General features: G+C 69.5%; 20 protein-coding genes. All 20 read right to left on the bottom strand.

Annotated elements, in window-relative coordinates:
• Positions 1-5: 5 nt before the first annotated feature.
• Positions 6-929, bottom strand: coding sequence for a UDP-3-O-acyl-N-acetylglucosamine deacetylase (locus INQ48_05560; GenBank protein ID QRF58712.1), 924 nt, complete (start codon positions 927-929; stop codon positions 6-8).
• A gap of 255 nt (positions 930-1,184) precedes the next feature.
• Complete coding sequence (ftsZ, locus tag INQ48_05555; GenBank protein QRF58711.1) at positions 1,185-2,390, bottom strand: cell division protein FtsZ; 1,206 nt, start codon at positions 2,388-2,390, stop codon at positions 1,185-1,187.
• Between the two features lie 170 nt (positions 2,391-2,560).
• Positions 2,561-3,790 carry a cell division protein FtsA gene (ftsA, locus tag INQ48_05550; GenBank protein ID QRF58710.1) on the bottom strand — a complete coding sequence of 410 codons (1,230 nt, stop codon included), beginning with the start codon at positions 3,788-3,790 and terminating at the stop codon, positions 2,561-2,563.
• Positions 3,791-3,811: 21 nt separating this feature from the next.
• Entirely contained in the window at positions 3,812-4,603 is a 792-nt protein-coding gene (locus INQ48_05545) for a cell division protein FtsQ/DivIB (protein ID QRF58709.1), read from the bottom strand.
• Positions 4,604-4,605: 2 nt separating this feature from the next.
• Complete coding sequence (locus INQ48_05540; protein QRF58708.1) at positions 4,606-5,577, bottom strand: D-alanine--D-alanine ligase; 972 nt, start codon at positions 5,575-5,577, stop codon at positions 4,606-4,608.
• Positions 5,574-7,043: a UDP-N-acetylmuramate--L-alanine ligase gene (locus tag INQ48_05535; GenBank protein QRF58707.1), complete on the bottom strand. Its 1,470-nt coding sequence runs from the start codon at positions 7,041-7,043 to the stop codon at positions 5,574-5,576. Before INQ48_05535 ends, INQ48_05540 begins: the two co-directional genes overlap by 4 nt.
• On the bottom strand, positions 7,040-8,104 hold the full coding sequence (gene murG, locus INQ48_05530) for an undecaprenyldiphospho-muramoylpentapeptide beta-N-acetylglucosaminyltransferase (protein ID QRF58706.1): 1,065 nt from the start codon (positions 8,102-8,104) through the stop codon (positions 7,040-7,042). The genes INQ48_05535 and murG overlap by 4 nt, the downstream gene beginning before the upstream one ends.
• Complete coding sequence (gene ftsW / locus INQ48_05525; GenBank protein ID QRF58705.1) at positions 8,101-9,399, bottom strand: putative lipid II flippase FtsW; 1,299 nt, start codon at positions 9,397-9,399, stop codon at positions 8,101-8,103. The genes murG and ftsW overlap by 4 nt, the downstream gene beginning before the upstream one ends.
• On the bottom strand, positions 9,396-11,720 hold the full coding sequence (locus INQ48_05520; GenBank protein ID QRF58704.1) for a UDP-N-acetylmuramoyl-L-alanine--D-glutamate ligase: 2,325 nt from the start codon (positions 11,718-11,720) through the stop codon (positions 9,396-9,398). Before INQ48_05520 ends, ftsW begins: the two co-directional genes overlap by 4 nt.
• 10 nt (positions 11,721-11,730) lie before the next feature.
• A complete protein-coding gene (locus tag INQ48_05515; GenBank protein QRF58703.1) occupies positions 11,731-12,909 on the bottom strand; it encodes a phospho-N-acetylmuramoyl-pentapeptide-transferase in 1,179 nt (392 codons plus the stop codon).
• Positions 12,910-12,931: 22 nt separating this feature from the next.
• Positions 12,932-14,392, bottom strand: a complete 1,461-nt coding sequence (gene murF / locus INQ48_05510) for a UDP-N-acetylmuramoyl-tripeptide--D-alanyl-D-alanine ligase (GenBank protein ID QRF58702.1) — start codon at positions 14,390-14,392, stop codon at positions 12,932-12,934.
• Positions 14,389-15,945 (bottom strand): UDP-N-acetylmuramoyl-L-alanyl-D-glutamate--2,6-diaminopimelate ligase, encoded by a 1,557-nt coding sequence (locus tag INQ48_05505; GenBank protein QRF58701.1) that lies wholly within the window; start codon positions 15,943-15,945, stop codon positions 14,389-14,391. Before INQ48_05505 ends, murF begins: the two co-directional genes overlap by 4 nt.
• Positions 15,946-15,947: 2 nt before the next feature.
• The gene (locus tag INQ48_05500) at positions 15,948-17,696 is read right to left on the bottom strand and encodes a penicillin-binding protein 2 (protein ID QRF58700.1); all 1,749 of its coding nucleotides are present in this window, start codon (positions 17,694-17,696) and stop codon (positions 15,948-15,950) included.
• Complete coding sequence (gene ftsL, locus INQ48_05495; protein ID QRF58699.1) at positions 17,693-18,043, bottom strand: cell division protein FtsL; 351 nt, start codon at positions 18,041-18,043, stop codon at positions 17,693-17,695. The genes INQ48_05500 and ftsL overlap by 4 nt, the downstream gene beginning before the upstream one ends.
• 108 nt (positions 18,044-18,151) lie before the next feature.
• On the bottom strand, positions 18,152-19,075 hold the full coding sequence (rsmH, locus tag INQ48_05490) for a 16S rRNA (cytosine(1402)-N(4))-methyltransferase RsmH (GenBank protein ID QRF58698.1): 924 nt from the start codon (positions 19,073-19,075) through the stop codon (positions 18,152-18,154).
• 8 nt (positions 19,076-19,083) lie between these two features.
• The gene (gene mraZ, locus INQ48_05485; GenBank protein QRF58697.1) at positions 19,084-19,512 is read right to left on the bottom strand and encodes a division/cell wall cluster transcriptional repressor MraZ; all 429 of its coding nucleotides are present in this window, start codon (positions 19,510-19,512) and stop codon (positions 19,084-19,086) included.
• 272 nt (positions 19,513-19,784) lie between these two features.
• Positions 19,785-21,107: an ATP-dependent protease ATPase subunit HslU gene (hslU, locus tag INQ48_05480; protein QRF58696.1), complete on the bottom strand. Its 1,323-nt coding sequence runs from the start codon at positions 21,105-21,107 to the stop codon at positions 19,785-19,787.
• 11 nt (positions 21,108-21,118) lie between these two features.
• Positions 21,119-21,664 (bottom strand): ATP-dependent protease subunit HslV, encoded by a 546-nt coding sequence (gene hslV, locus INQ48_05475; GenBank protein QRF58695.1) that lies wholly within the window; start codon positions 21,662-21,664, stop codon positions 21,119-21,121.
• A 69-nt stretch (positions 21,665-21,733) separates the two neighbouring features.
• Positions 21,734-23,392, bottom strand: a complete 1,659-nt coding sequence (locus INQ48_05470) for an STAS domain-containing protein (GenBank protein ID QRF58694.1) — start codon at positions 23,390-23,392, stop codon at positions 21,734-21,736.
• Positions 23,393-23,438: 46 nt separating this feature from the next.
• Positions 23,439-24,017 carry an RNA polymerase-binding protein DksA gene (gene dksA / locus INQ48_05465; protein QRF60623.1) on the bottom strand — a complete coding sequence of 193 codons (579 nt, stop codon included), beginning with the start codon at positions 24,015-24,017 and terminating at the stop codon, positions 23,439-23,441.
• Between the last annotated feature and the right edge of the window lie 410 nt (positions 24,018-24,427).

Genomic DNA, 24,427 nt, shown 5'->3' with positions numbered 1-24,427 from the left:
CTGGCCTACCAGGCGCGCGCGACTTCGTTGAAGCCGCGCGGCGCGCGCTTCTCGTCCGCGAAGGTCACGATCTCGTAGGCGTCGTCGTGCGCGAGCAGTTCGCGCAGCAGCTTGTTGTTGAGCGCATGACCCGAGCGGAAGGCGGTGTAGGCCGCGAGCAGCGGCTTGCCGACGATGTAGAGGTCGCCCATCGCGTCGAGGATCTTGTGCTTCACGAACTCGTCGTCGTAGCGCAGGCCGCCGGCATTGAGCACCTTGGTGTCGTCCATCACCACGGCGTTGTCGAGGCCGCCGCCGAGCGCGAGGCCCCGGGTGCGCATGTACTCGACGTCCTTCGTGAAGCCGAAGGTGCGCGCGCGCGCGATGTCGCGGCTGTACGAGCCGCTGCCGATATCGAACTCGACGCGCTGGCCCGTGGAATTGACAACGCGGTGGTCGAAGTCGATCTCGAAGCTGAGCTTGTAGCCGTGGTACGGCTCGAGGCTCGCCCACTTCTCGTTGGCGCCGTCGCCCTCGCGCACCTCGACCTTGCGCAGCACGCGGATGAAGCGCCGCGGCGCCTTCTGGAATTCGATGCCCGCGCTCTGCAGCAGGAACACGAAGGACGAGGCCGAGCCGTCGAGGATCGGTACCTCGTCGGCCGTGATGTCGATGTAGAGGTTGTCGATGCCCAGGCCGGCGCAGGCCGACATCAGATGTTCGACGGTCTGGACCTTGGCGCCGCCGGTGGAGACGGTCGAGGCCAGCCGGGTGTCGGTGACCGCCTCGGCGGTCATGCGGATCTCGGCAGGTTCGGGCAGGTCGACGCGGCGGAACACGATGCCCGTGTCGGCCGGCGCGGGACGCAGCGTGAGTTCCACGCGCTGCCCGCTGTGAAGCCCCACGCCCACGGCGCGGCTGATCGACTTGAGGGTTCGTTGTTGCAGCACGCCTGCGATTTTAGGCGCGCGGCGCGCGTGGCGCGCCAATCCCCTGGCTATTACACCCATAGACATCGTTCGTATGGCGTAGCCCCGAAATGGACGCAAAGGGATGAAGAAAACGCGCCTGATACAGGCGGGAAGGCTTTATCTGGGCCTCCTCCTGCGCCTCTTGCGTGTTCTTCAAACCCTCTGCGTCCGGTCGGGCGCGCCGCGCGGCATCTCTTTCGGGATACCCGCGGCGGGCCCTGGTCCGGTAGGGTCTCAGTCGGCCTGGCGGCGCAGGAAGGCCGGGATCTCGAAGTCGTCCATGCCACCCGAGGACAGCGCGTCGACCTTGGCCGCGGCCATCGTGCGGTTGGTGCGCCACACGCTGGGCACGGCCATGCCTTCGTAGTTGGGCTGGCTGCCGCCCAGGCTGTGGCCGGTACCCATCGAGGGCACGTTGAACGGGATGTTGTCGGTGCCGGTGCGGATCACCTCGAGCGTCGGTGCCTGGCGGCGCGCGTCGGCGCGCGACAGGCCGGTGGCGACCACGGTCACGCGCATCTCGTCACCGAGGGCGTCGTCGTAGGCCGCGCCGTAGATCACGTGCGCATCGGGCGAAGCGTAGGCGCGGATGGTGTTCATCGCGAGCTTCGACTCGTTGAGCTTCAGCGAATTCTTCGACGCGGTCACCAGCACCAGCACGCCCTTGGCGCCCGAGAGGTCGATGCCTTCGAGCAGCGGGCAGGCCACGGCCTGCTCGGCCGCGATGCGCGCGCGGTCGGGACCCGAGGACACGGCCGTGCCCATCATCGCCTTGCCCGGCTCGCCCATCACGGTGCGCACGTCCTCGAAGTCGACGTTCACGCCGCCGTACTCGTTGATGATTTCCGAGATGCCGCCCACGGCGTTCTTCAGCACGTCGTTGGCCTGCGCGAAGGCTTCTTCCTGGGTGATGTCCTCGCCCAGCACGTCGAGCAGCTTCTCGTTGAGCACCACGATCAGCGAGTCGACGTTGGCCTCGAGCTCGGCCAGGCCGGCTTCGGCGTTGGTCATGCGACGGCCGCCTTCCCAGTCGAAGGGCTTGGTCACCACGCCCACGGTGAGGATGCCCATTTCCTTGGCCACGCGCGCGATCACCGGCGCGGCGCCGGTGCCGGTGCCGCCACCCATGCCGGCCGTGATGAACAGCATGTGCGCGCCGTCGATGGCCGCGCGGATCTCGTCCACCGCGGCTTCGGCGGCCTCACGGCCCTTCTCGGGCTTGCTGCCGGCACCCAGGCCGCTCAGGCCGAGCTGGATGTTGCGCTGCGCGCTGCTGCGCTGCAGGGCCTGCGCGTCGGTGTTCGCGCAGACGAACTGCACGCCCTGCACGCCGCGTTCCATCATGTGCGCGACCGCGTTGCCGCCGCCACCGCCAACACCGATCACCTTGATCTGCGTGCCTTGGTTGAATTCTTCAACTTCGATCATTTCGATGGTCATCTTCTACTCCTTGAATCTTGCAGTTGCCGTTGTCTATCAATGAATCTTTTTTGGGGGTACCCGACGAGAACGAATTCATCGTCGCGATGGTGGACCTGTTCGTCGCCATCGCTCGTTGAAATGCAAGGGAGGGCTGCCGCGCGCGAGCCAGAGTGGGGAGTGGTTCATGGTCAGAAGTTCCCCACGATGAAGTCCTTGAAACGTCCGAACGCGGTTTTTACCGAACCGTTCTTCTGCGCCACCTTGAAGCCGCGCATGCGTGCGAAGCGGGCCTCCTCGAGCAGGCCCATCACGGTGGCCGCGCGCGGCTGCGCGACCATGTCCGAGAGCGCGCTCGAATACTTCGGGATGCCGCGGCGCACGGGCTTGAGGAAGATGTCCTCGCCGAGCTCGACCATGCCGGGCATCACGGCGCTGCCGCCGGTGAGCACCACGCCGGACGACAGCACTTCCTCGTAGCCCGACTCGCGCACCACCTGCTGCACCAGCGAGAAGATCTCCTCGATGCGCGGCTCGATCACGCCGGCCAGCGCCTGCTTGCTCAGCATGCGCGGACCGCGGTCGCCGAGGCCGGGCACCTCGACCTGCGTGTCGGGATCGGCCAGCAGCTGCTTGGCGAAGCCGTTCTCGACCTTGATGTCTTCCGCGTCCTTGGTCGGCGTGCGCAGCGCCATCGCGATGTCGCTGGTGATCAGGTCGCCCGCGATCGGGATCACGGCCGTGTGGCGGATCGCACCGTTGGTGAAGATCGCGACGTCGGTGGTGCCCGCGCCGATGTCCACCAGCACCACGCCGAGCTCGCGCTCGTCCTCGGTCAGCACCGCCTGGCTCGAGGCCAGCGGGTTCAGCATCAGCTGGTCGACCTCGAGGCCGCAGCGGCGCACGCACTTGATGATGTTCTCGGCCGCGCTCTGCGCGCCGGTCACGATGTGCACCTTGGCCTCCAGCCGCATGCCGCTCATGCCGATCGGCTCCTTCACGTCCTGGCCGTCGATCACGAACTCCTGCGGCTCCACCAGCAAGAGGCGCTGGTCGCTCGAGATGTTGATGGCACGCGCGGTCTCGACCACGCGCGCCACGTCGGCCGGCGTCACTTCCTTGTCCTTCACCGCCACCATGCCGCTGGAGTTGATGCCGCGGATGTGGCTGCCGGTGATGCCGGTGTAGACGCGACCGATCTTGCAGTCGGCCATCAGCTCCGCTTCCTTGAGCGCCTGCTGGATGCTCTGCACGGTGGCGTCGATGTTCACCACCACGCCGCGCTTCAAGCCATTGCTGGGCGCGATGCCCAGGCCCGCGAGCTTGAGCTCGCCGCCTTGCAGCACCTCGGCCACGACCACCATCACCTTCGCGGTGCCGATGTCGAGGCCGACGACCAGGTCCTTGTATTCTTTGGGCATTGATATGTCCTCGGTATTCGTCTATTTCTTCTTGGGCGTCTTGGGGTCGGTCACCACGGTGGTGACGCCGCGCAAGCGCAACGCATAGGCGTCGTTGTGGCGCAGGTCGGCGCCCTCGACGTCGTCCATGGTCCGGCGGTACTGCCCCGCGACCTGCGTCACGGTCTTCAGGAAGCGCTGCAGTCGCGCCGCCACCTCCTCGCTCTGGCCTCGGCCCAATTCGATCGTCGCGCCGCTGTCGAGCTGCGCCCGCCAGCTGCCCCGGCTCGACAGCGTGAGCGCGTCGAGGCCGAGGTCGTAGGGCTCGAACATCGGCTGCAGCACGCGATACATGCCCAGCACCTGTCCGGCCTGCTCGATCGGGCCGTCGAGTCGCGGCAGCTTGTCGTCGACCTCCGCCACGTTGGCCTCGAACACGTCGCCGAAGCCGTTGATCAGCCTGGAGCTCGACTCGTCGCCCCAGTTGGCCACCGGCACCTGCTCGGTCAGCGTCACGCGCAGCCTGTTCGGGAACTCGCGCCGCACCACCGCGCTGCGCACCCACGGCACCGACTCGAAGGCGGTGCGCGCGCGCGCGAGGTCGACGGTGAAGAAGTTGCCCTTGAGCTGCGGCGCCACGTTGGCGCGCAGGGTGACGGCGTTGTTGTGCGTCACCTCGCCGTCGACCTTGATGCCCGCGATCGGGAAGAAGGGCTGGCGCAGCACCCACCAGGCGCCTGCGGCGAGCAGCATCAGGCCCACCGCCACGAATGCGAGGTTCGCGACGATGTTCATGAGCTTGACGTCGAAGGGCGTGGGGATGCTGTCGGCCATCTTCAGTGCGCGCCTCCCGTGGCGTCGAGCGTGGCCGTGGCCAGCACGCGCAGGCAGAGTTCCTCGTAGGCGATGCCCGCCGCGCGCGCCGACATCGGCACCAGCGAATGGCTGGTCATGCCCGGCGAGGTGTTCATCTCGAGCAGGAAGGGCTTGCGGTCGCTGGCGCGGATCATCACGTCGGCACGGCCCCAGCCGCGGCAGCCGAGCGTGCGATAGGCCGCCAGCGCGATGCGCTGGATCTCGCGCTCCTCCGCCTCGGGCAGGCCGCTCGGGCAGTGGTATTTCACGTCGTCGGTGAAGTACTTGTTCTGGTAGTCGTAGGCACCCTCGGGCGCGGCGATGCGCACCACCGGCAGCGCATGCGCGTCGAGGCCACTGCCGAGCACGGCGCAGGTGACTTCCTCGCCCTCGATGAACTCCTCGCACAGCACGTCGGCGTCGTACTTGACCGACAGCGTCACCGCGTCCTGCATCTGCGAGTAGCCCTCGACCTTGGTCACGCCGATCGAGGAACCCTCGCGCGGCGGCTTCACGATCAGCGGCAGGCCCAGCACGTCGGGCACCGCCATCACCTGTTCGCGGCTCTGCTGGTCGAAGGCCAGGCGCACGTACCTGGGCGTGGGCAGGCCGTCGGCCTGCCAGATGCGCTTGGTCATGACCTTGTCCATCGCCACGCTCGAGGCCATCACGCCCGAGCCGGTGTAGGGAATGCCGAGCATCTCGAGCGCGCCCTGCACCGTGCCGTCCTCGCCGTGACGGCCATGCAGCGCCACGAAGCAGCGCGCGAAGCCCTCGCGCCGGAGCTCGGACAGGTCGCGCTGCGACGGGTCGAAGGCATGGGCATCGACGCCGCGCGAGCGCAACGCCTCGAGCACGCCGGTGCCCGACATCAGCGAGACCTCGCGCTCGGCCGAACTGCCGCCGAACAGCACGGCGACCTTGCCGAAGAGTTTGGGATCCTGAAGGCTCACGACGCCTCCCCCTTGTGCGCAGCGTGCTGCGATGTCGTGGATGAAGAAGATGCGGCCACCGCCGGCGCCGCGCCGAGCTCGACCACCTTGCCCGGCACCGCGCCGATGGAGCCCGCGCCCATGCACAGCACCACGTCGCCGGCACGCGCGTTGTCGAGAATGGCCTGCGGCATCGCGGCGATGTCGTCGACGAACACCGGCTCGACCTTGCCGGCCACGCGCAGCGCGCGCGCCAGCGTGCGGCCGTCGGCCGCCACGATGGGCTGCTCGCCGGCCGCGTAGACCTCGCCGAGCAGCACCGCGTCGGCGGTGCCGATGACCTTGACGAAATCCTCGAAGCAGTCGCGCGTGCGGGTGTAGCGGTGCGGCTGGAAGGCCAGCACCAGGCGCCGGCCCGGGAAGGCGCCGCGCGCGGCCGCGAGCGTGGCGGCCATCTCCACCGGGTGGTGGCCGTAGTCGTCGATCACGGTGAAGCTGCCGTCGCCGGCCTTGGCCGCGACCTCGCCGTAGCTCTGGAAGCGCCGGCCCACGCCCTTGAAGCCGGCCAGCCCGCGCTGCACCGCCTCGTCGGCGATGCCGAGCTCGACCGCCACCGCGATCGCCGACAGCGCGTTGCGCACGTTGTGCTCGCCCGGCAGGTTCAGCACCACCGGCAGGTCCGGCAGGGTCACCCCGTTGCGGCGCTGCGCGGTGAAGTGCATCTGGCCGCCGACGGCGCGCACGTCGACCGCGCGCACCTGCGCGTCCTCGCCGAAGCCGTAGCGGGTGACCGGGCAGGTCACGTCGGCCACGATCTCGCGCACCGCCGGATCGTCGGTGCACAGGATCGCCGTGCCGTAGAAGGGCATGCGGTGCAGGAAGTCGACGAAGGCCTTCTTCAGCTTGCCGAAGTCGTGGCCGTAGGTCTCCATGTGGTCGGCGTCGATGTTCGTGACCACCGCCATCACCGGCAGCAGGTTCAGGAACGAGGCGTCGGACTCGTCGGCCTCGACCACGATGTAGTCGCCGCTGCCCAGGCGCGCATTGGCGCCGGCGCTGTTGAGCCGGCCACCGATCACGAAGGTGGGATCGAGCCCCGCGGCCGCGAGCACGCTCGCCACCAGGCTGGTGGTGGTGGTCTTGCCGTGCGTGCCGGCGATCGCGATGCCCTGTTTCAGGCGCATCAGCTCGGCCAGCATGACGGCGCGCGGCACGATCGGAATGCGCTTCTCGCGCGCGGTCAGCACCTCGGGGTTGTCGGCCTGCACCGCGGTCGAGGTCACGACCGCGTCGGCGCCCTCCACGTTCGCGGCCGCATGGCCCACGAAGGTGCCGATGCCCAGGTCGGCGAGCCGGCGCAGGGTGGCGCTGTCGGACAGGTCGGAGCCGGTGATGCGGTAGCCGAGGTTCAGCAGCACTTCGGCGATGCCGCTCATGCCCGAGCCGCCGACGCCCACGAAGTGAATGTGATGGATCGCGTGCTTCATCGGGCCAGCTCCTCGCAAGCGCGCACCATCGCCTCGACGGCCTCGGTCTTGCGCATCGTCTTGGCGCGTTCCGCGCGTTCGATCAGTTCGGTTCGTTGTGTCTTCTGTAGCAAATCGGCCAGCAATTCAGGGGTGAGATCGGTCTGTTGCACCAGCCAGCCGCCGCCGGCATCGACGAGGAAGCGCGCGTTGGTGGTCTGGTGGTCGTCGACCGCGGAAGGAAAAGGCACGAACAGCGCCGCGGCGCCGACGGCCGCGATTTCGGTCACGGTGCTGGCACCGGCGCGCGCGACGATGAGGTCGGCCTCGGCATAGGCCAGGGCCGTGTCCTCGATGAAGGGCGTGAGCTCGCCCTCGACGCCGGCGGCCGCGTAGTTGGCGCGCAGCTCGTCGATCTGCTTGGCGCCGCTCTGGTGCAGCACCTGCGGGCGCGTGCCCGGTTCGATGCGCGCGAGCGCCTGCGGCACCACCGCGTTGAGCGCCTTGGCGCCAAGGCTGCCGCCGACCACCAGCAGCTTGAGCGGACCGCCGCGGCCCGCGAAGCGCTCGGCCGGCGCCGGCTGCGAGGTGAAGGCCGCGCGCAGCGGATTGCCGATCCACTGCGCCTTCTTGAGCACGTTGGGGAAGGCGGTGAAGACGCGGTCGGCCACGCCCGCCAGCACCTTGTTGGCGAGGCCCGCGACCGAGTTCTGCTCGTGCAGCACCAGCGGCTTGTTGAGCAGCACGCCCATCATCCCGCCCGGAAAAGTGATGTAGCCGCCCAGGCCCACCAGCACGTCGGGCTTCACGCGGCGCACCACGCGCAGGCTCTGCCAGAAGGCGCGCAGCAGGCGCAGCGGCAGCAGGAACAGCGTGAGCGGGCCCTTGCCGCGCACGCCGCCGAACTGCACCGGCTCGAAGGCGAAGCCGCGCGGCGGCACCAGCTTCTCCTCCATGCCACCGGGCGCGCCCAGCCAGTGCACGCGCCAGCCGCGCTCGCGCAGCGCCTCGGCCACGGCGAGGCCCGGGAAGATGTGGCCGCCGGTGCCGCCGGCCATCACGAGCGCGGTGCGGCCGGTCATACGCGGCCTCCCCGCATCAACACTCGATTCTCGTAGTCGATGCGCAGCACGATCGCCAGCGCCACCATGTTCATCAGGATCGCCGAGCCGCCGAAGCTCATCAGCGGCAGCGTGAGGCCCTTGGTCGGCAGCGCGCCGAGGTTCACGCCCATGTTGATGAAGGCCTGGAAGCCGATCCACACGCCCACGCCCTGGGCCACGAGGCCCGAGAACACGCGGTCGAGCGCGATCGCCTGGCGGCCGATGTGCATCACGCGGCGCGTGAGCCAGAGGAACAGGCCGATGATCAGCAGCACGCCGACCAGGCCGAACTCCTCGCCGATCACGGCCAGCAGGAAGTCGGTGTGGGCCTCGGGCAGCCAGTGCAGCTTCTCGACGCTGCCGCCGAGGCCGACGCCGAAGATCTCGCCGCGGCCGATGGCGATCAGCGAGTGCGAGAGCTGGTAGCCCTTGCCGAGCGCGTGCTCCTCGCTCCACGGATCGAGGTAGGCGAAGATCCGCTCGCGCCGCCATGGGCTGGTGGCCACGATGGTGCCGAAGGCCACCACCACCAGCGCGGCGATCACGAAGAACATGCGCGCATTCACGCCGCCGAGGAACAGGATGCCCATCGCGATCACCGCGATCACCATGAAGGCGCCCATGTCGGGCTCGGCCATCACCAGCATGCCAACCACCACCACCGCGATGCCCATCGGCAGCACGGCGCGGAAGAAGCGCTCCTTGATCTCCATCTTGCGCACCATGTAGCTGGCGGCATAGAGCACCATCGCGACCTTCGCGAGCTCGGAGGGCTGGAAGCGCATGAAGCCCATCGGCAGCCAGCGCCGCGCGCCGTTCACGCTGATGCCGATGTGCGGGATCAGCACCGCCACCAGCAGCAGCAGCGAGGCCACGAACAGCCAGGGCGCGGCGCGCTCCCAGGTCTTCATCGGGATCTGGAAGGCCAGCAGCGCGGCGACGAAGGCGAACACCACCGAGGCCGCGTGACGCGTGAGGAAGTACGAGGCGTTGTAGCCGGCGCGCGCGAAGCGCGGGTTGTCGGGCAGCGCGATCGAGGCCGAATAGACCATGATCAGGCCCCAGGTCAGCAGCGCGACCGTGACCCACACCAGCGCCTGGTCGAAGCCCAACACGCGGATCGGCGTGGCCTTGGTCTGCGTGAAGCCGGCGCCACCGAGGCGCACCGGCAGATGCACCGGCAGCGCGTCGATGCCGCTGCGCGCGCGCCGGAACCAGCCGCTGAAGCGGCCGGGTCGGGTGTTGGGCGTGGCGCCCGCGGCGGCGGAGTTCACGATGCCGGTCCTTCCGTCGAATCGGTTTCCCCGAAGTCGCGCGGCTCGTCCTCGAGCGCCTGCACGGCCTCGCGGAACACCGCCGCGCGGTGCGGGTAGTTCTTGAACATGTCGAAGCTCGCACAGGCCGGTGACAGCAGCACGGCATCGCCGGGGTGGGCGCGGCGCGCGGCCAGCTGCACGGCCTCGTGCATCGAGCCCGCATGCATCAGCGTGACGCCGGTGGCAGCCAGCGCGGCCTCGATCAGCGGCGCGTCGCGGCCGATCAGCACCACGGCGCGCGCGTACTGGCGCACCGGCAGCGCGAGCGGCTCGAAGTCCTGGCCCTTGCCGTCGCCGCCGAGGATCACGACCACGCGGCGGTCCTCGCCGAGGCCGCCGAGCGCCGCCACGGTGGCGCCCACGTTGGTGCCCTTGCTGTCGTCGAAGTACTCGACGTCGTCGATCAGCGCCACCGGCTCGACGCGGTGCGGCTCGCCGCGGTACTCGCGCAGGCCGTAGAGCATCGGGCCGAGCGGACAGTCGGCCGCGTTCGCGAGCGCCAGCGCGGCGAGTGCGTTCATCGCGTTGTGGCGGCCGCGGATGCGCAGCGCGTCGGCCGGCATCAGGCGCTGCACGAAGATCTCTTCCTCGACCACCTGGCCGCGCTTGCGCTTCTGCGTCTCGTCGGCCTCGTGCGCGCGCACCAGCCAGCTCATGCCGTTGACGCGCTCGATGCCGTAGTCGCCGGGGCGCTGCGGCATGTTGGCGCCGAAGGTGACGTGCGGGCGCACCTGCACGCGCTGCGCCTTGGGCTTGGCCGGCGCACGGCGCGCGCCGCGGGCGTTCACCACCTCCTCGACGGGCTTGACTGGCTCCTGCCCCGCGGTGGCGAGCATCGCCATCACGGTCGGGTCGTCGCGGTTGAGCACCATCAGCGCGGTCTTGCCGAAGATGCGCGACTTGGCCTGCGCATAGGCCGGCATGTCGCCGTGCCAGTCCAGGTGGTCCTGCGTGATGTTGAGCACCGTCGCGGCCGCGGGCTCGAAGCCCTGCACACCGTCGAGCTGGAAGCTCGAGAGCTCGATCACCCAGGCCTCGGGCAGCGTGCCGGCATCGAGGTGCGCGCTCAGCGTGTCGAGCAGGGTCGGGCCGATGTTGCCGGCCACCGCCACGCTCTTGCCGCCGCGCTCGATGAGCTGGCCGGTCAGCGCCGTGACCGTGGTCTTGCCGTTGGTGCCGGTGATCGCGAGCACGACCGGCGTGTAGCCCTTGGCGGGTTCGGGCGCGGGGGCCGGCTCGGGCTGGGCCTCGGGCTGCGGCGCGGGCTCTTCCTCGGCCACGGCCGAAGCGGGATTGGTGGCGGCGAACTCGGCGATCTTCGCGACAAAGTCGGCCGCTTCCTTCGCGGCCGTGGGGACGTAGGGCTTGCCGACGGTGAAGGCGGGCAGGTTCGATGCGGGCTTGGGGGCCGGTGCGGCGGCGGGCGTGGCGGCGGCTTCGGACTCGGCGGACTCGGGTGGCGTGTCTTCGGCGGTGTCCGGCGTGTCGATCGCGGCGGGTTCGGCGCCCTGCTCCCGCGCTGCTTCGACGCCTTCCTGCACCACGGGCGCATCGGCGGCCGGCGCCTCGGGTTCGGGCGGCTGCAGCACGGGGACGCTCAGCGAGGGATCGCGCGGCATCGATTCGGGCAAGGCGGCCGGAGCGCGCGGTGCCTCGGGGGTTTCTTCGCCGAGTGCAGGCTCGGGCTCGGCGGGCGATGCCTCGCTCGCGGGCGTCACGGCGTCGATGGCCTCGGCCACAGCGGGCGCCTCGGGCGCGGCTGGCTCGACCTCGGCCACGACCTCTTCCGCCACCGGCGCTTGAACTTCGGGCGCCACGACAGGCGCCTCCACCTCGGGCACCGGCTCGCTCTCGGCCGGCACCGTCGCCTCCAGCGCCAGTTCGCCTTGCGCCGCGCTTTCCTCCTCGACCTCGGCCACTGCCGGCGTCTCGACGATCGCGAGATCCGCCAGCGCGCGCGCGAACAGGTCGAGCTCGCCGCCCACCGGCAGGCCGACCGCGCGCGCCGCATCGGCCACCGGCGCGATGGTCTCGGGGCTCAGGCCCGGCGAGCGGTAGACGGCGCGGATCGGCGTGCCCTCGATCAGCGCGGCCGTGAACGGCCCGCCGACGAACACCGCCTCGGGCCACTCGGCGCGCAGCGTGTCGAGCAAGGCCGGCGCCTCGCGCGTGTCGGCCACCGTCACCTGCGCGCCGTGGCGCGCGCACCAGCGCGCCATCGCCAGCCCGGACGCGCCGAGGCCGAGGATGAGGACGGGGAGGTCTTTCAGGTGCCGCATGCGTCGTCTCTCAGCGCAGCTTCAGCGTCGACAGGCCCACGAGGCACAGCAGCATCGTGATGATCCAGAAGCGCACCACGACCTGCGTCTCGCGCCAGCCGCTCTTCTCGAAGTGGTGGTGCAGCGGCGCCATCTTGAGCACGCGGCGGCCCTCGCCGAAGCGCTTCTTCGTGTACTTGAAGTAGGTGACCTGGGCCATCACCGAGATCGCCTCGACCACGAAGATGCCGCCCATGATGAAGAACACGATCTCCTGGCGCACGATGACCGCGATGGTGCCCAGCGCGCCGCCGAGCGCGAGCGCGCCCACGTCGCCCATGAAGACCTGCGCCGGATGGGTGTTGAACCAGAGGAAGGCCAGGCCCGCGCCGGCCATCGCCGAGCAGAACACCAGCAGCTCGCCCGAGCCCGGGATGTTCGGGAACAGCAGGTACTTCGAATAGACCGCGCTGCCGGTCACGTAGGCGAACACGCCCAGCGCCGAGCCCACCATCACCACCGGCATGATCGCCAGGCCGTCGAGACCGTCGGTGAGGTTCACCGCGTTGCTCGCGCCCACGATCACCAGGTAGGTGAGGATCACGAAGCCGATACCGCCCAGCGGATAGCTGACTTCCTTGAAGAAGGGCACCAGCAGGTTGATCTTGGGCGGGAAGTCGAGGTCGAAGCCCGACTGCACCCAGGCGAAGAACAGCTGCAGCACGCGCCAGTTCGAGCTCTCGGAGATGCTGAACAGCAGGTAGAAGGCCGCGAGCAGCCCCACCACCGATTGCCAGAAGTACTTCTCGCGCGAGCGCATGCCCTCGGGATCCTTGTGCACCACCTTGCGCCAGTCGTCGACCCAGCCGATCGCGCCGAAGCCCAGCGTGACCCACAGCACGATCCAGACGAAGCGGTTCGAGAGGTCGAACCACAGGATGGTGGCGAAGGCGATCGCGAACAGCACCAGCACGCCGCCCATGGTGGGCGTGCCGCTCTTGCTCAGGTGGGTCTCCATCGCGTAGCCGCGCACCGGCTGACCAATCTTCAGCGCGGTCAGGCGCCGGATCACGTACGGACCGGCCACGAGGCCGACCACGAGCGCGGTCAGCGCCGCCATCAGCGCGCGGAAGGTCAGGTACTGGAACACCCGCAGGAACCCGAGTTCCGGCGAGAGGGTCTGCAGCCATTGGGCCAGGCTCATGAACATGAAATTGCGCACCGCCCCCGCATCAGGGACGGCCTCCTTCTTGTTGTGGTTGTGTCTGCGGGGTCGCACCCTGCGCGGCGATGACCTGGACCACGCGTTCCATCTTCATGGAGCGCGAGCCCTTGACCAGCACGCTGCCGACCAGCGGCAGCCGCGCGAGCACCGCGGCGTTCAGGGTGTCGATGTCCTCGAAATGGCGTCCGCCGCCGACCGTGGCCGCGTCGCCGCGCTGGAAGGCGGCGATGGTGTGCTCGGAGGCGCTGCCGAGCGTGTAGACGGTCTCGATGCCGCGCTGGCGCGCCCAGTCGCCGACCTCGGCATGGAATTCGTCCGAACGCTCGCCGACCTCGGCCATGTCGCCCAGCACCAGCAGGCGCGGGCCCGGCAGCGCGGCGAGCACGTCGATCGCGGCGCGCACCGAGTCGGGGTTGGCGTTGTAGCTGTCGTCGACCAGCGTGATGGCGCGGCCGCCGGCCAGCGCGAGCGCGCTGGCCTTGGAGCGGCCCTTGACCGGCTCGAAGGCATCGAGGCCGGCGGCGATGGTGTCGATCGACACGCCCGCGGCCAGCGCGCAGGCGGTGGCCGCGAGCGCATTGATCACGTTGTGGCGGCCCGCGATGTGCAGCCGCGTGGCGAAACCGCCGAGCGGCGTGCGCACGCGCACCTGCCAGGCGCCCTGCGTCCATTCGGCGTGCTCGAGGCCGATGTCGGCATCGTCGTGCTCGCCGAAGCTCAGGCAGCGGCGCGCGGCGCCGTCGCGCGCCATGTCGCTCCACAGCGTGGTGAACTCGTCGCCGTGCGGGAACACGGCCGTGCCGTCGTCGGGCAGCACCGCGAACACGGCGGCGTTCTCGACCGCCACGGCTTCCACGCTGACCATGAACTCCTGGTGCTCGCGCTGGGCGTTGTTCACCAGCGCGATGGTCGGGCGCGAGATGGCGGCCAGCCGCGCGATCTCGCCCGGGTGGTTCATGCCGAGCTCGACCACCGCGCGCTGGTGCTGCGCGCGCAGGCGCAGCAGGGTCAGCGGCACGCCGATCTCGTTGTTGAAGTTGCCGGCGGTCGCGAGCGCGCGCTCGGGCTTCGAGGCCATCAGGATGGCCGCGATCATCTGGGTGACGGTGGTCTTGCCGTTGCTGCCGGTCACGGCGATCAGCGGCAGCGAGAACTGGGCGCGCCAGTGTGCGCCGATGGCGCCGAGCGCCACCAGAGTGTCGGGCACCTCGAGGCCGGCCAGGCCCGCGGGCTCGAGGCCACCGTGCGCAACCGCCGCCGCCGCACCGCTGGCGCGGGCCTGCGGCAGGAAGTCGTTGGCATCGAAGTTCTCGCCCTTGAGCGCGACGAACAGGTCGCCCGCGGCCAGGGTGCGGGTGTCGGTGTGCACACGCGCGATCACGGTCGCGGGATCGCCCACGAGGCGCGCGCCCGGAATCCACTGCTGCAGTTGCGCCAGCGTCAGCGCGAGGGAGGTGGTGTCGCTCATGCAGCCCTCCGTTTCGCGAGCGCGTCGTGCGCATGGCTGCGGTCGGAGAACGGCAGGCGCTGGCCCGCGATCTCCTGCCAGGCCTCGTGGCCCTTGCCCGCGATCAGCACCACGTCCTCGGGCGCGGCCTGCGCGATCGTGTCGGCGATGGCGGCCGCGCGGTCGGCCTGCACGCGCGCATGCTCGGGCCGCGCGAAGCCGCGCAGCACCTGCGCGATGATCGCGTCGGGCTTCTCGCTGCGCGGGTTGTCGCTGGTCACCACGACCAGGTCGGCCTGGCGCTCGGCCACGGCGGCCATCATCGGGCGCTTGATCGGGTCGCGGTCGCCGCCGCAGCCGAACACGCACCACAGCTTGCCGCCGCGCTGCTGCGCGAGCGGGCGCAGGCCGGCCAGCGCCTTGTCGATGGCGTCGGGCGTGTGGGCGTAGTCGACCACCGCGAGCGGCACGCCGGCCTCGGCGCTCACGCGCTCCATGCGGCCCGGCACGCTGCTCAAGTTGGCGCACGCCGCCACGGCCTGCGCGAGCGTCAGGCCCAGCGCGCGCAGCGTGCCGAGCACGCCAAGCAGGTTGGCCACGTTGTACTGGCCGATCAGGCCGGTGGCCACGCGCTCGACGGCCGCGGTGCCGTGCTCGGCCACCGAGAACTGCAGGCCCTGGGCGCCGTAGCCGATGTCGCGCGCCATCAGGCGCGCCGGATTGCCGTCGGCCGACACGGTCCAGACGTCAAGCGCGCCGACGCCGGCATCGATCAGGTTGGCGCACAGGCTGGCGCCGTGGGTGTCGTCGATGTTGATCACCGCGGCGCGCAGGCCGGGCCAGCGGAACAGCTCGGCCTTGGCCTGCCAGTAGGCATCCATGCTGCCGTGGTAGTCGAGGTGGTCCTGCGTGAAGTTGGTGAACACCGCCACCGCGATCTGCGCGCCGTCGAGCCGGCGCTCGGCGATGCCGATCGACGAGGCCTCGATGGCGCAGGCGCCGAAGCCGCGCTCGACCAGCGCGCGCAGCTCGCGCTGCATCATCACGGGGTCGGGCGTGGTGAGGCCGGTGTAGGTGAGTTCGGGCGGCACGCCGATGCCCAGCGTGCCCATCACGGCGCACGGCGAGGGCGCGTCGCGCTGCACCGTGCCGTCGGGCCGCATCGGGCGCACGCCGCCGGCCGGCCGCAGGGTCGACAGCGCTTCGGCCAGCCACCAGGCGGTGGAGGTCTTGCCGTTGGTGCCGGTCACGGCCAGCAGGTCGAGCCGGGCCGAGGGATGGTCGTAGAAGGCCGCGGCGATCGGGCCGGTGGCGGCCTTGAGGCCGGGGTAGCTGACGATGCGCTCGTCGCCGTCGAAGCCGAAGGCCTCGACGCCCTCGTGCTCGACCAGGCAAGCCGCCGCGCCCCGAGCCAGCGCCGCCGCCACGTGCTTGCGGCCATCGGTCGCGGCGCCGGGCCAGGCGACGAACACGTCGCCCGCGGCCACCGAACGGCTGTCGGCATGCAGCGCGCCCTGCGGCACCCGCTCCTTGAGCCAGGCCGCGGCCAGTGGGGGGGAAGTGAAGGTCAGCATGCTCAGAAGCTCTCGTCCACGCCCTGGGTCATCACCAGAGGCTTGACCGCCAGGTCGGGCGGCACGTTCATCATGCGCAGCGTCTGCTGCACGACCTCGCTGAACACGGGCGCCGCGGCCAGGCCGCCGAAGTACTGGCCGTCGCTGGGCTCGTCGATCATCACCGCGACGATGATGCGCGGCTTCTCGATCGGCGCCATGCCGGTGAACCAGGCGCGGTACTTGTTGCTCGCGTAGCCCTTGCCGACCTGCTTGTGGGCCGTGCCCGACTTGCCGCCGACCGAGTAGCCGACCGTCTGCGCGCGCGTGCCGGTGCCGCCCGGGCCCGCGGCCATCTGCAGCATCTTGCGCACCGCGAGCGCGTTCGACGGCGAGAAGACGCGCACGCCGGCCGGCGGTTCGGTGTTCTTGAGGATCGTCGCCGGAATGATCGCGCCATCGTGCGCGAACGCGGTGTACGAATGTGCCATTTGAAACAGCGAGGCCGACAGGCCGTAGCCGTAGGCCATCGTGGCCTGCTCGACCGGCTTCCAGGTCTTCCAGGGCCGCAGCCGTCCGGTGACCGCGCCGGGGAACTGGATCTGCGGCTTCTGGCCATAGCCGAGCGCGGTGTAGGTGTCCCACATCTCGTGCGGGGTCATCTTCTGCGCGATCTTGAGCGCGCCGACGTTGCTCGACTTCTGGATCACGCCCTCGACCGTCAGCGTGCCGTAGTTGTGGGTGTCGCTGATGGTGAAGCCGCCGAGCTGGTAGCGGCCCGGCGAGGTCTCGATCAGCGACGAGGGCTTGACCCGGCCGGCCTCCAGCGCCATCGCCACGGTGATCGGCTTCATGGTCGAGCCGGGCTCGAAGGTGTCGGTCATCGCGCGGTTGCGCAACTGCTCGCCCGTGAGGTTCTGGCGCTTGTCGGGCACGTAGCTCGGGTAGTTGGCCAGCGCCAGCACCTCGCCGGTGACGGCGTCGAGCACCACCACGCTGCCGGCCTTGGCCTTGCGCGCGGTCACGGCGTCGCGCAGCTTCTGGTAGGCGAAGAACTGCACCTTGCTGTCGACGCTGAGCTGGATGTCCTTGCCGTCGAGCGGCGGCACCTGCTCGCCCACGCCCTCGACCACGCGACCCAGGCGGTCCTTGATGACGCGGCGCGAGCCGGCCTTGCCGGCCAGGTCCTTGTCGAACGCGAGCTCGATGCCTTCCTGGCCGCTGTCCTCGACGTTGGTGAAGCCCACCACGTGCGCGGCGGCCTCGCCCTCGGGGTACTGGCGCTTGTATTCCTTGCGCTGGTAGATGCCCTTGAGGTTCATCGCGGCGATCTGCTTGGCGATCGGCTCGTCGACCTGGCGCTTGATCCAGACGAAGGTCTTGTCCTCGTCCTCGAGCTTCTTGTCGAAGTCCTTCTGCGGCATCTCGAGCAGCTTGGCCACCTGCCTGAGCTTGGCGCGCACCTCGGGATCGTCGCGCTCCACGTCCTCTGGAATGGCCCAGATGCTGGGCGCCACCACGCTCGACGCGAGGATCAGGCCGTTGCGGTCGAGGATGCGGCCGCGGTTGGCCGGCAGCTCGAGCGTGCGCGCGAACCGCACCTCGCCCTGGCGCTGGAAGAAGCTGTTGCCGAACACCTGCACGTAGGCCGCGCGGCCCGCGAGCACGACGAAGCCCAGCGCGATGCCGCCGACGATGAACTTGCTGCGCCACACCGGCGTCTTGCTCGCCAGCAGGGGGCTGGTGGTGTAGCGCACGCTGCGGCGGCTCATCGCTGCCCCCTGGCGGCACCGGCGGCGGCCGGCTTGTTGACGGGCAGCGCGGGCGGCGGTGCGACCACGGCCGGGATCACGCTGCCGTCGGGACGCACGTACTGCGTGATGGCCGGCGAGGTGGTGCGCATCTGCAGCTGTTCCTTCGCGAGCTTCTCCACGCGCAGCGGGGTGGCCTGCGCGCGCTTCTCGACCTGCAGCCGGTCGTGGTCGAGCTCGAGGCGGCGCGTCTCCTGCATCGTGCGGTCGAGCTCGGTGTAGAGCTGGCGCGACAGGTATTGCGTGTGCACGAGGTAGAGCGCCGTGGCGATCACGGACAGCAGAAGCAGCAGGTTCAGGCGTGCCATCTCAGCGGCCTCCCCGTTCGCCGCGCGCGGCGGGTGCAGAAGACACGAAGCCGCCCGGGGTGCGGCGGCTGGAAATCGGACGGACGAGACCGTGGACGCGGGACCGGCTCATGGCGTCTCCGTTCGTTCGGCCACGCGCAGGATCGCGCTGCGCGAGCGCGGGTTGCCGCTGACCTCGGCCTCGGAGGGCTTGATGCGCTCGAGCGCGCGCAGCCGCATCGCCTTGGGCGCCGCGAACGGCGCGCGGCGGTCGTAGACCTCCTTCGAGTGCTTCGCGATGAACTGCTTCACGATCCGGTCTTCGAGCGAATGGAAACTGATCACCGCGAGCCGGCCGCCGGGTTGCAGCACCGACAGGCTCGCCTCTAGCGCCTGTTGCAGCTCTTCAAGCTCGGCGTTGATGAAAATCCGAAGAGCCTGAAATGTGCGCGTTGCAGGGTTCTGGCCCGGCTCGCGGGTTTTGACCGTGCCAGCCACGAGCTCGGCCAGTTCGGTGGTGGTTGAAATTGCGCCCCGTTCTTGTCTGCGAGCAACAATCGCCTTTGCAATCTGAACAGCAAACCGTTCTTCGCCATAGTCACGGATCACCTCTGCAATTTGTTGGAGTTCTGCCGTTGCCAGCCACTCAGCCACGCTCTCGCCGCGCGTGGTGTCCATGCGCATGTCGAGCGGGCCGTCGAAACGAAAACTGAAACCGCGCGCCGGGTTGTCGATCTGCGGCGAGCTCACGCCCAGGTCGAGCAGCACACCCGCCACGCTCGCGCCGGGCAACTCGCCCAGCGAACGGAATCCCTGGTGCCGGATGGAAAAACGCGCATCCGAGATGCGCGCTGCTTCGGTCACCGCTTCCGCATCCTTGTCGAAGGCAATCAACCTGCCTTCCGGCGCCAGCCGCGCGAGGATCGCGCGCGAATGCCCGCCCCGGCCGAAGGTCGCGTCCACGAAGGTGCCGGGCGCGGCCGCCTGGCCTGCGAGAAGGGCTTCGACCGCTTCGTCCAGAAGAACGGTCGTGTGGGTCCATGCGGTATTCACTATGCCCCTCAGAACGCGAAGTCCTGAAACACATCCGGCATTTCGCCCTGGGTGGCCTCGGCCTCCTTGGCCTCGTAGGTGGCCTTGTCCCAGAGTTCGAAATGATTGCCCATGCCCAGCAGCAGGGTGTCGCGCGTGATGCCCGTGGCCGCACGCAGTTCGGGCGACACGAGGATGCGGCCGGTGCCGTCCATCTCGACGTCCATCGCGTTGCCGAGGAACACCCGCTTCCACCACTGCGCCGACATCGGCAGCGCGGCGATCCGCTCGCGGAACTTCTCCCATTCCGGACGCGGGAACACCATCAGGCAGCCATGGGGGTGCTTGGTGATCGTGAGCTGGCCGCCCGCCGTGGCGCTCAGGACGTCGCGATGCCGGGTCGGCACCGAAAGCCGCCCCTTGGCATCCAGACTGAGCGATGACGCGCCTTGAAACACGACCGAGAAACCCCTGTGGTGGGAAGGCCGCAGCGCCCGAAGGGCACACTACTCGCACTTTTTCCCACTTAACTGCACTTTTTTGCACTGTAGCAGGAAACACTTCCTGCGCAACCAGGCGTGCGGGGTATTTTTTGTAATGGAATCAACGACTTAGCGCCGATTTCAAGATTCTGGAATCGGCGAATTTCGTTGAGAAAGAAGGACTTAGCTCACGCAGTGAATGTGATGCGTGAAGCATTGCCCCTGTAACAGGGGCAAGGGCGGCAACTTCAGAGGATGAAGCGCGACAGGTCTTCGTCGTGACTTAGTGCCGCCAGGCGTTGGTCCACGTAGGCGGCATCGATGCGGATCGTCTGGCCCTCGAGACGGGCCGCGTCGAAGCTTACTTCATCGAGAAGACGCTCCATCACCGTCGACAGGCGGCGTGCGCCGATGTTCTCGGTGCGCTCGTTGACCTCGAAGGCGATGCTCGCGAGACGCGTCACGCCCTCGAGCGTGAAGTCGAGCGTGACGCCCTCGGTGGCCAGCAGCGCCTGGTACTGCTTCACGAGCGAGGCGCGGGTCTGCGTGAGGATGCTCTCGAAGTCCGCCACCGACAGCGACTGCAGCTCGACACGGATCGGGAAGCGCCCCTGCAGCTCGGGGATCAGGTCGCTGGGCTTGCTCAAGTGGAAGGCGCCGCTCGCGATGAACAGCATGTGGTCGGTGCGCACCACGCCGTACTTGGTGCTCACGGCCGTGCCCTCGACCAGCGGCAGCAGGTCGCGCTGCACGCCCTGGCGCGAGACGTCGGTGCCCTGCGCCTCGCTGCGCGTGGCGACCTTGTCGATCTCGTCGATGAAGACGATGCCGTTCTGCTCGGCATTGGCGATCGCCTGGGTGCGGATCTCGTCCTCGTTCACCAGCTTGGCCGCTTCCTCGTCGATCAGGAAGCGCATCGCCTCGGCGATCTTGAGCTTGCGCGTCTTGCGCTTGCCCTGGCCCATCTGGCCGAACATGCCCTTGAGCTGCTCGGCCATCTCCTCCATGCCGGCGGGGCCCAAGATCTCGAGCGGCGCGCGCGTCTCGACCAGGTCGATCTCGATCTCCTTGTCGTCGAGCTGGTGCTCGCGCAGCTTCTTGCGGAAGGCCTGGCGCGTGGCGTTGCCGCTGTCGGGCGCGGTGCCGTCCGCCAGCCGCGCGGGCGGCAGCAGCACGTCGAGGATGCGCTCCTCGGCCGCGTCCTCGGCACGCGCGCGCACCTTGGCGCTCTCGGCCTCGCGGGTCTGCTTGACGGCGATCTCGGCCAGGTCGCGGATGATCGAATCGACGTCCTTGCCCACGTAGCCCACCTCGGTGAACTTGGTCGCCTCGACCTTGATGAAGGGCGCATCGGCCAGCCGCGCGAGGCGGCGTGCGATCTCGGTCTTGCCCACGCCCGTGGGGCCGATCATGAGGATGTTCTTGGGCGTGATCTCGGCGCGCAGCTTGTCGTCGACCTGCTGGCGGCGCCAGCGGTTGCGCAGGGCGATGGCCACGGCACGCTTGGCCTGCGGCTGGCCGACGATGTGGTTGTCGAGTTCGGAGACGATTTCCTGGGGGGTCATGGACATGGTGGCGGGCCTCAGAGCGTCTCGACGGTGTGGTTCATGTTCGTGTAAATGCAGAGTTCGCCCGCTATCTCCAGCGATTTCTTCACGATCTGCTCGGCCGTGAGCTCGGTGTTGTCGAGCAGCGCCTTGGCCGCCGACTGCGCGTAGGCACCGCCCGAACCGATGGCGATGACGCCGTTCTCGGGCTCCAGCACGTCGCCGTTGCCGGTGATGATCAGCGAGGTGGTGGCATCGGCCACGGCCAGCATGGCCTCGAGGCGGCGCAGCACGCGGTCGGTGCGCCAGTCCTTGGTGAGTTCGACCGCGGCGCGCGAGAGGTGGCCCTGGTGCTTCTCGAGCTTGGCCTCGAAGCGCTCGAACAGGGTGAAGGCGTCGGCCGTGGCGCCAGCGAAGCCGGCCAGCACCTTGCCGTGGTAGAGCCGCCGCACCTTGCGCGCCGTGCCCTTGATGACGATGTTTCCGAGTGTGACCTGCCCGTCCCCGCCGATGGCGACCTGGTCGCCCTGGGGGGTCTTGCGGCGCACGCTCACGATGGTGGTGCCGTGAAATTGTTCCATCGCAGCCATCTGGGGCCTGGACGGGGCAATGCAAGTCCGCGCCGGGCGGCTTGCAAGCCTGGTTCCTGCCTAGTTCTTGCGCACCGCGACCGTCGCGTGGTCGGCGATGCCGACCAGCCCGAACAGGGTCGCGATCAGCCGGTGCGCGTCGACGAACTGCACTCGCTCGCCCTTGGCGTCGCGCTCGCGCACCCAGCCCAGCAGCGAGCCGGCCGCGGCCAGGTCCATGCGCAGCAGCGCGGCGCAGGAGATCACGGGCGCGGTGCCGCCGCGCAGGTCGGCATCGAGCCGTTGCAGGTTCGACGGCGACTCGCCGCGCAGGTCGCCCGCGAGCGCCGCGAAGCCGCTGCCGGCCGAGGGGAAGCTCTCGGACTCGCCCACCGACAGCAGCGACCAGACCGAGCCCATGCGCGACGGCGTGGACACCGGCGCGGCCACGGCGCTGTATTCGCCGCGCGGGTCCTGCCAGGACGGCGGCGAGACCTCGTAGGTGATGCAGTAGTTGAGCGCCACCAGCTCGAAGTCGTCGGGCAGGTGCATCAGCCGCAGCGCGGCCATGTGCAGCTGCCACCAGACGTCGTCGATGCCGCGCTCGTTGTTGGGCGCGGCCTCGGCCAGCACCGCCAGCAGCTGCGCCGCGCCGATGAAGCGCAGCTTGACCGGCGAATCGGCCCAGTGCGCGAACAGCACGCGCAGCGGCGCCGCGGCGTCGGCGCCGATCCCGCCCAGCGCGCGCCAGTCGAGCGTCCAGACCGAGCCGGCCTGCGACAGTGCCCGCGTGAGCGCCACCAGGCCGTCGCGCGCCAGCTTCGCCGGCGCGGCCCAGTCGGCGGCGCCTTCGGCGGGGGCGCTGTCGCCCTCCTCGCTGGCCGCCACCGCCTTCACGCTGCGCGCCAATTCGTCGAGCGCCACCCAGTCGGGGCCCATGCGCCGCATGCGCTGGGCATAGCGCATGCGCGCGGCCGCGAACTTGGCGGCGTCGCCGGTCGCACGGTAGAGGTCGAACAGCGCGCGCCAGCGGGCGTCGTCGCGCTCGGCCGTGGCGGCATGGGTCTCGTCGGTGCCGCTGGCGCCCTCGGAGGCCAGCGCCTGCAGCAGGATCGCCTCGGCGCCGACGTCATCGCCGTGCGCGAAGCGGATCACCGCCTCCTCGAGCGCGCCGTCCTGCGCGAGCCGGCTCGCCATGTGGGTGCCGCTGGGCGAGGCCGTGGCCACAGCCGCGGGCGCCACCGGCGCGGGCACCGGCCGGGAGGGCGGTTCGAGCAGCGCGTCGGTGTCGGCCGGCGCGAGCGTCTCGGCGCCCGCGTCGGGCGGCGACTTGACCAGCGTCTCGCCGTTCGGTCCGCGCCCCTTCCACCACTGCTGCGACATCTGCTCCTCGATCTCGTCGATCTTCTTGAGCGTGAGCGCGCGGCCCTCGGATTTCTCCGAGGTGCTGTTGATGTTGAACGACGACGGCGTGGCCGTCGCATCGAAGGCGTGGGCGGCGGCCTCGCGCTGGCGCAGCTTGCGCAGCATGTCGAACTCGCGCCGGCGCACGAAATCGTTGCGCTGGCGCCGTTCGATCATCTCCTTGAGCATTTCCCGGCTGTAGGCCGGGTCGGGCAGCGAGGAATCGGAGGCGTTCGAATTCGAGGGGGTGGTGTCCAGCTCCGACCAATCCTTGAGCGGATTGCGGACGAACTTCGCCACCTTGGAGAGCAGGCGGCCCGTTTCTTCCTTTGGCATTCGCGAGCGATGGACGACGGTCGGAGCCGGGCCGGAGAACCGGCGCTCAGTCCCCGAACATCTTCTGCTTGAGCTCGCGGCGCTGCTGCGCTTCGAGCGACAGCGTGGCGGTCGGGCGGGCCAGCAGGCGGCCGACGCCGATCGGCTCGCCGGTTTCGTCGCAGTAGCCGTAGTCGCCGGCGTCGATGCGCTGGATCGACTGCTCGATCTTCTTCAGCAGCTTGCGCTCGCGGTCGCGGGTGCGCAGTTCGAGGGCATGTTCTTCCTCGATGGTGGCGCGGTCGGCCGGGTCGGGCACGACCACCGTGTCTTCACGCAGGTGCTCGGTGGTTTCGCCGGCATTCTCGAGAATGCCGCGCTTGAGTTCGACGAGCTTCAGGCGGAAGAACGCCATCTGCTTTTCGTTCATGTACTCGGAATCGGGCATCGCGATGACTTCGGCATCGCTGAGTTCTTCGACGGACTTGGTCTTCCAGTTGTTGGCCAACTTCGGATCTTTCTTCACATTCACGGGGGGAGGCGGAACCAGCGCCTGCGAGGCGGACTGGATAAAGCTGGACTTGGCGGCGGTCGATGCCACCGATTGCGGCATCGAGGGCACCGTCAGTTGCGACAGGCGGGACACGCGGCCGCCACGGGCGGGCGCGGGCGCGGCGGTGGCCGTGGCGACTTCGGGCTCGGGGGTCGAAGGTGTCGCCGGGGCGGAGGAAGAGGCGGCAGCCGTTTTTTTCATGGGGATCGAGGAAACAGGTGAAACGGCACGCGGGCCGACGGGTTTGGTGGACGATGGACCCGCTTTGGCTGTCTTGCTCGCGCTCTTGGCCGGGACGGTTGCCGCCGGCTCGCTGGCAGGCTTGGTGGCGGGATGAACTGCTTTCTTCGCCGATGCGCTCGCGGCCTTGGCCGTGGGCGTTGCGGTCTTCTCTGTCTTGACGCTCTTCGCTGCGGCGCCTTCCTTCTTCGCCACGGTCGCCGTCGCGGAAGCAGCTTTCTTGGCCGCCGGTACAGCCGGCTTCGCGGCCGTCGCCTTGGTGG

This window comes from Variovorax paradoxus, from assembly GCA_016806145.1.
In the GTDB taxonomy this organism is placed as follows: Bacteria; Pseudomonadota; Gammaproteobacteria; order Burkholderiales; family Burkholderiaceae_C; genus Variovorax.
The sequence above is the reverse complement of the archived record's forward strand: the minus strand, read 5'-3'. Positions and strand labels throughout refer to the sequence as shown.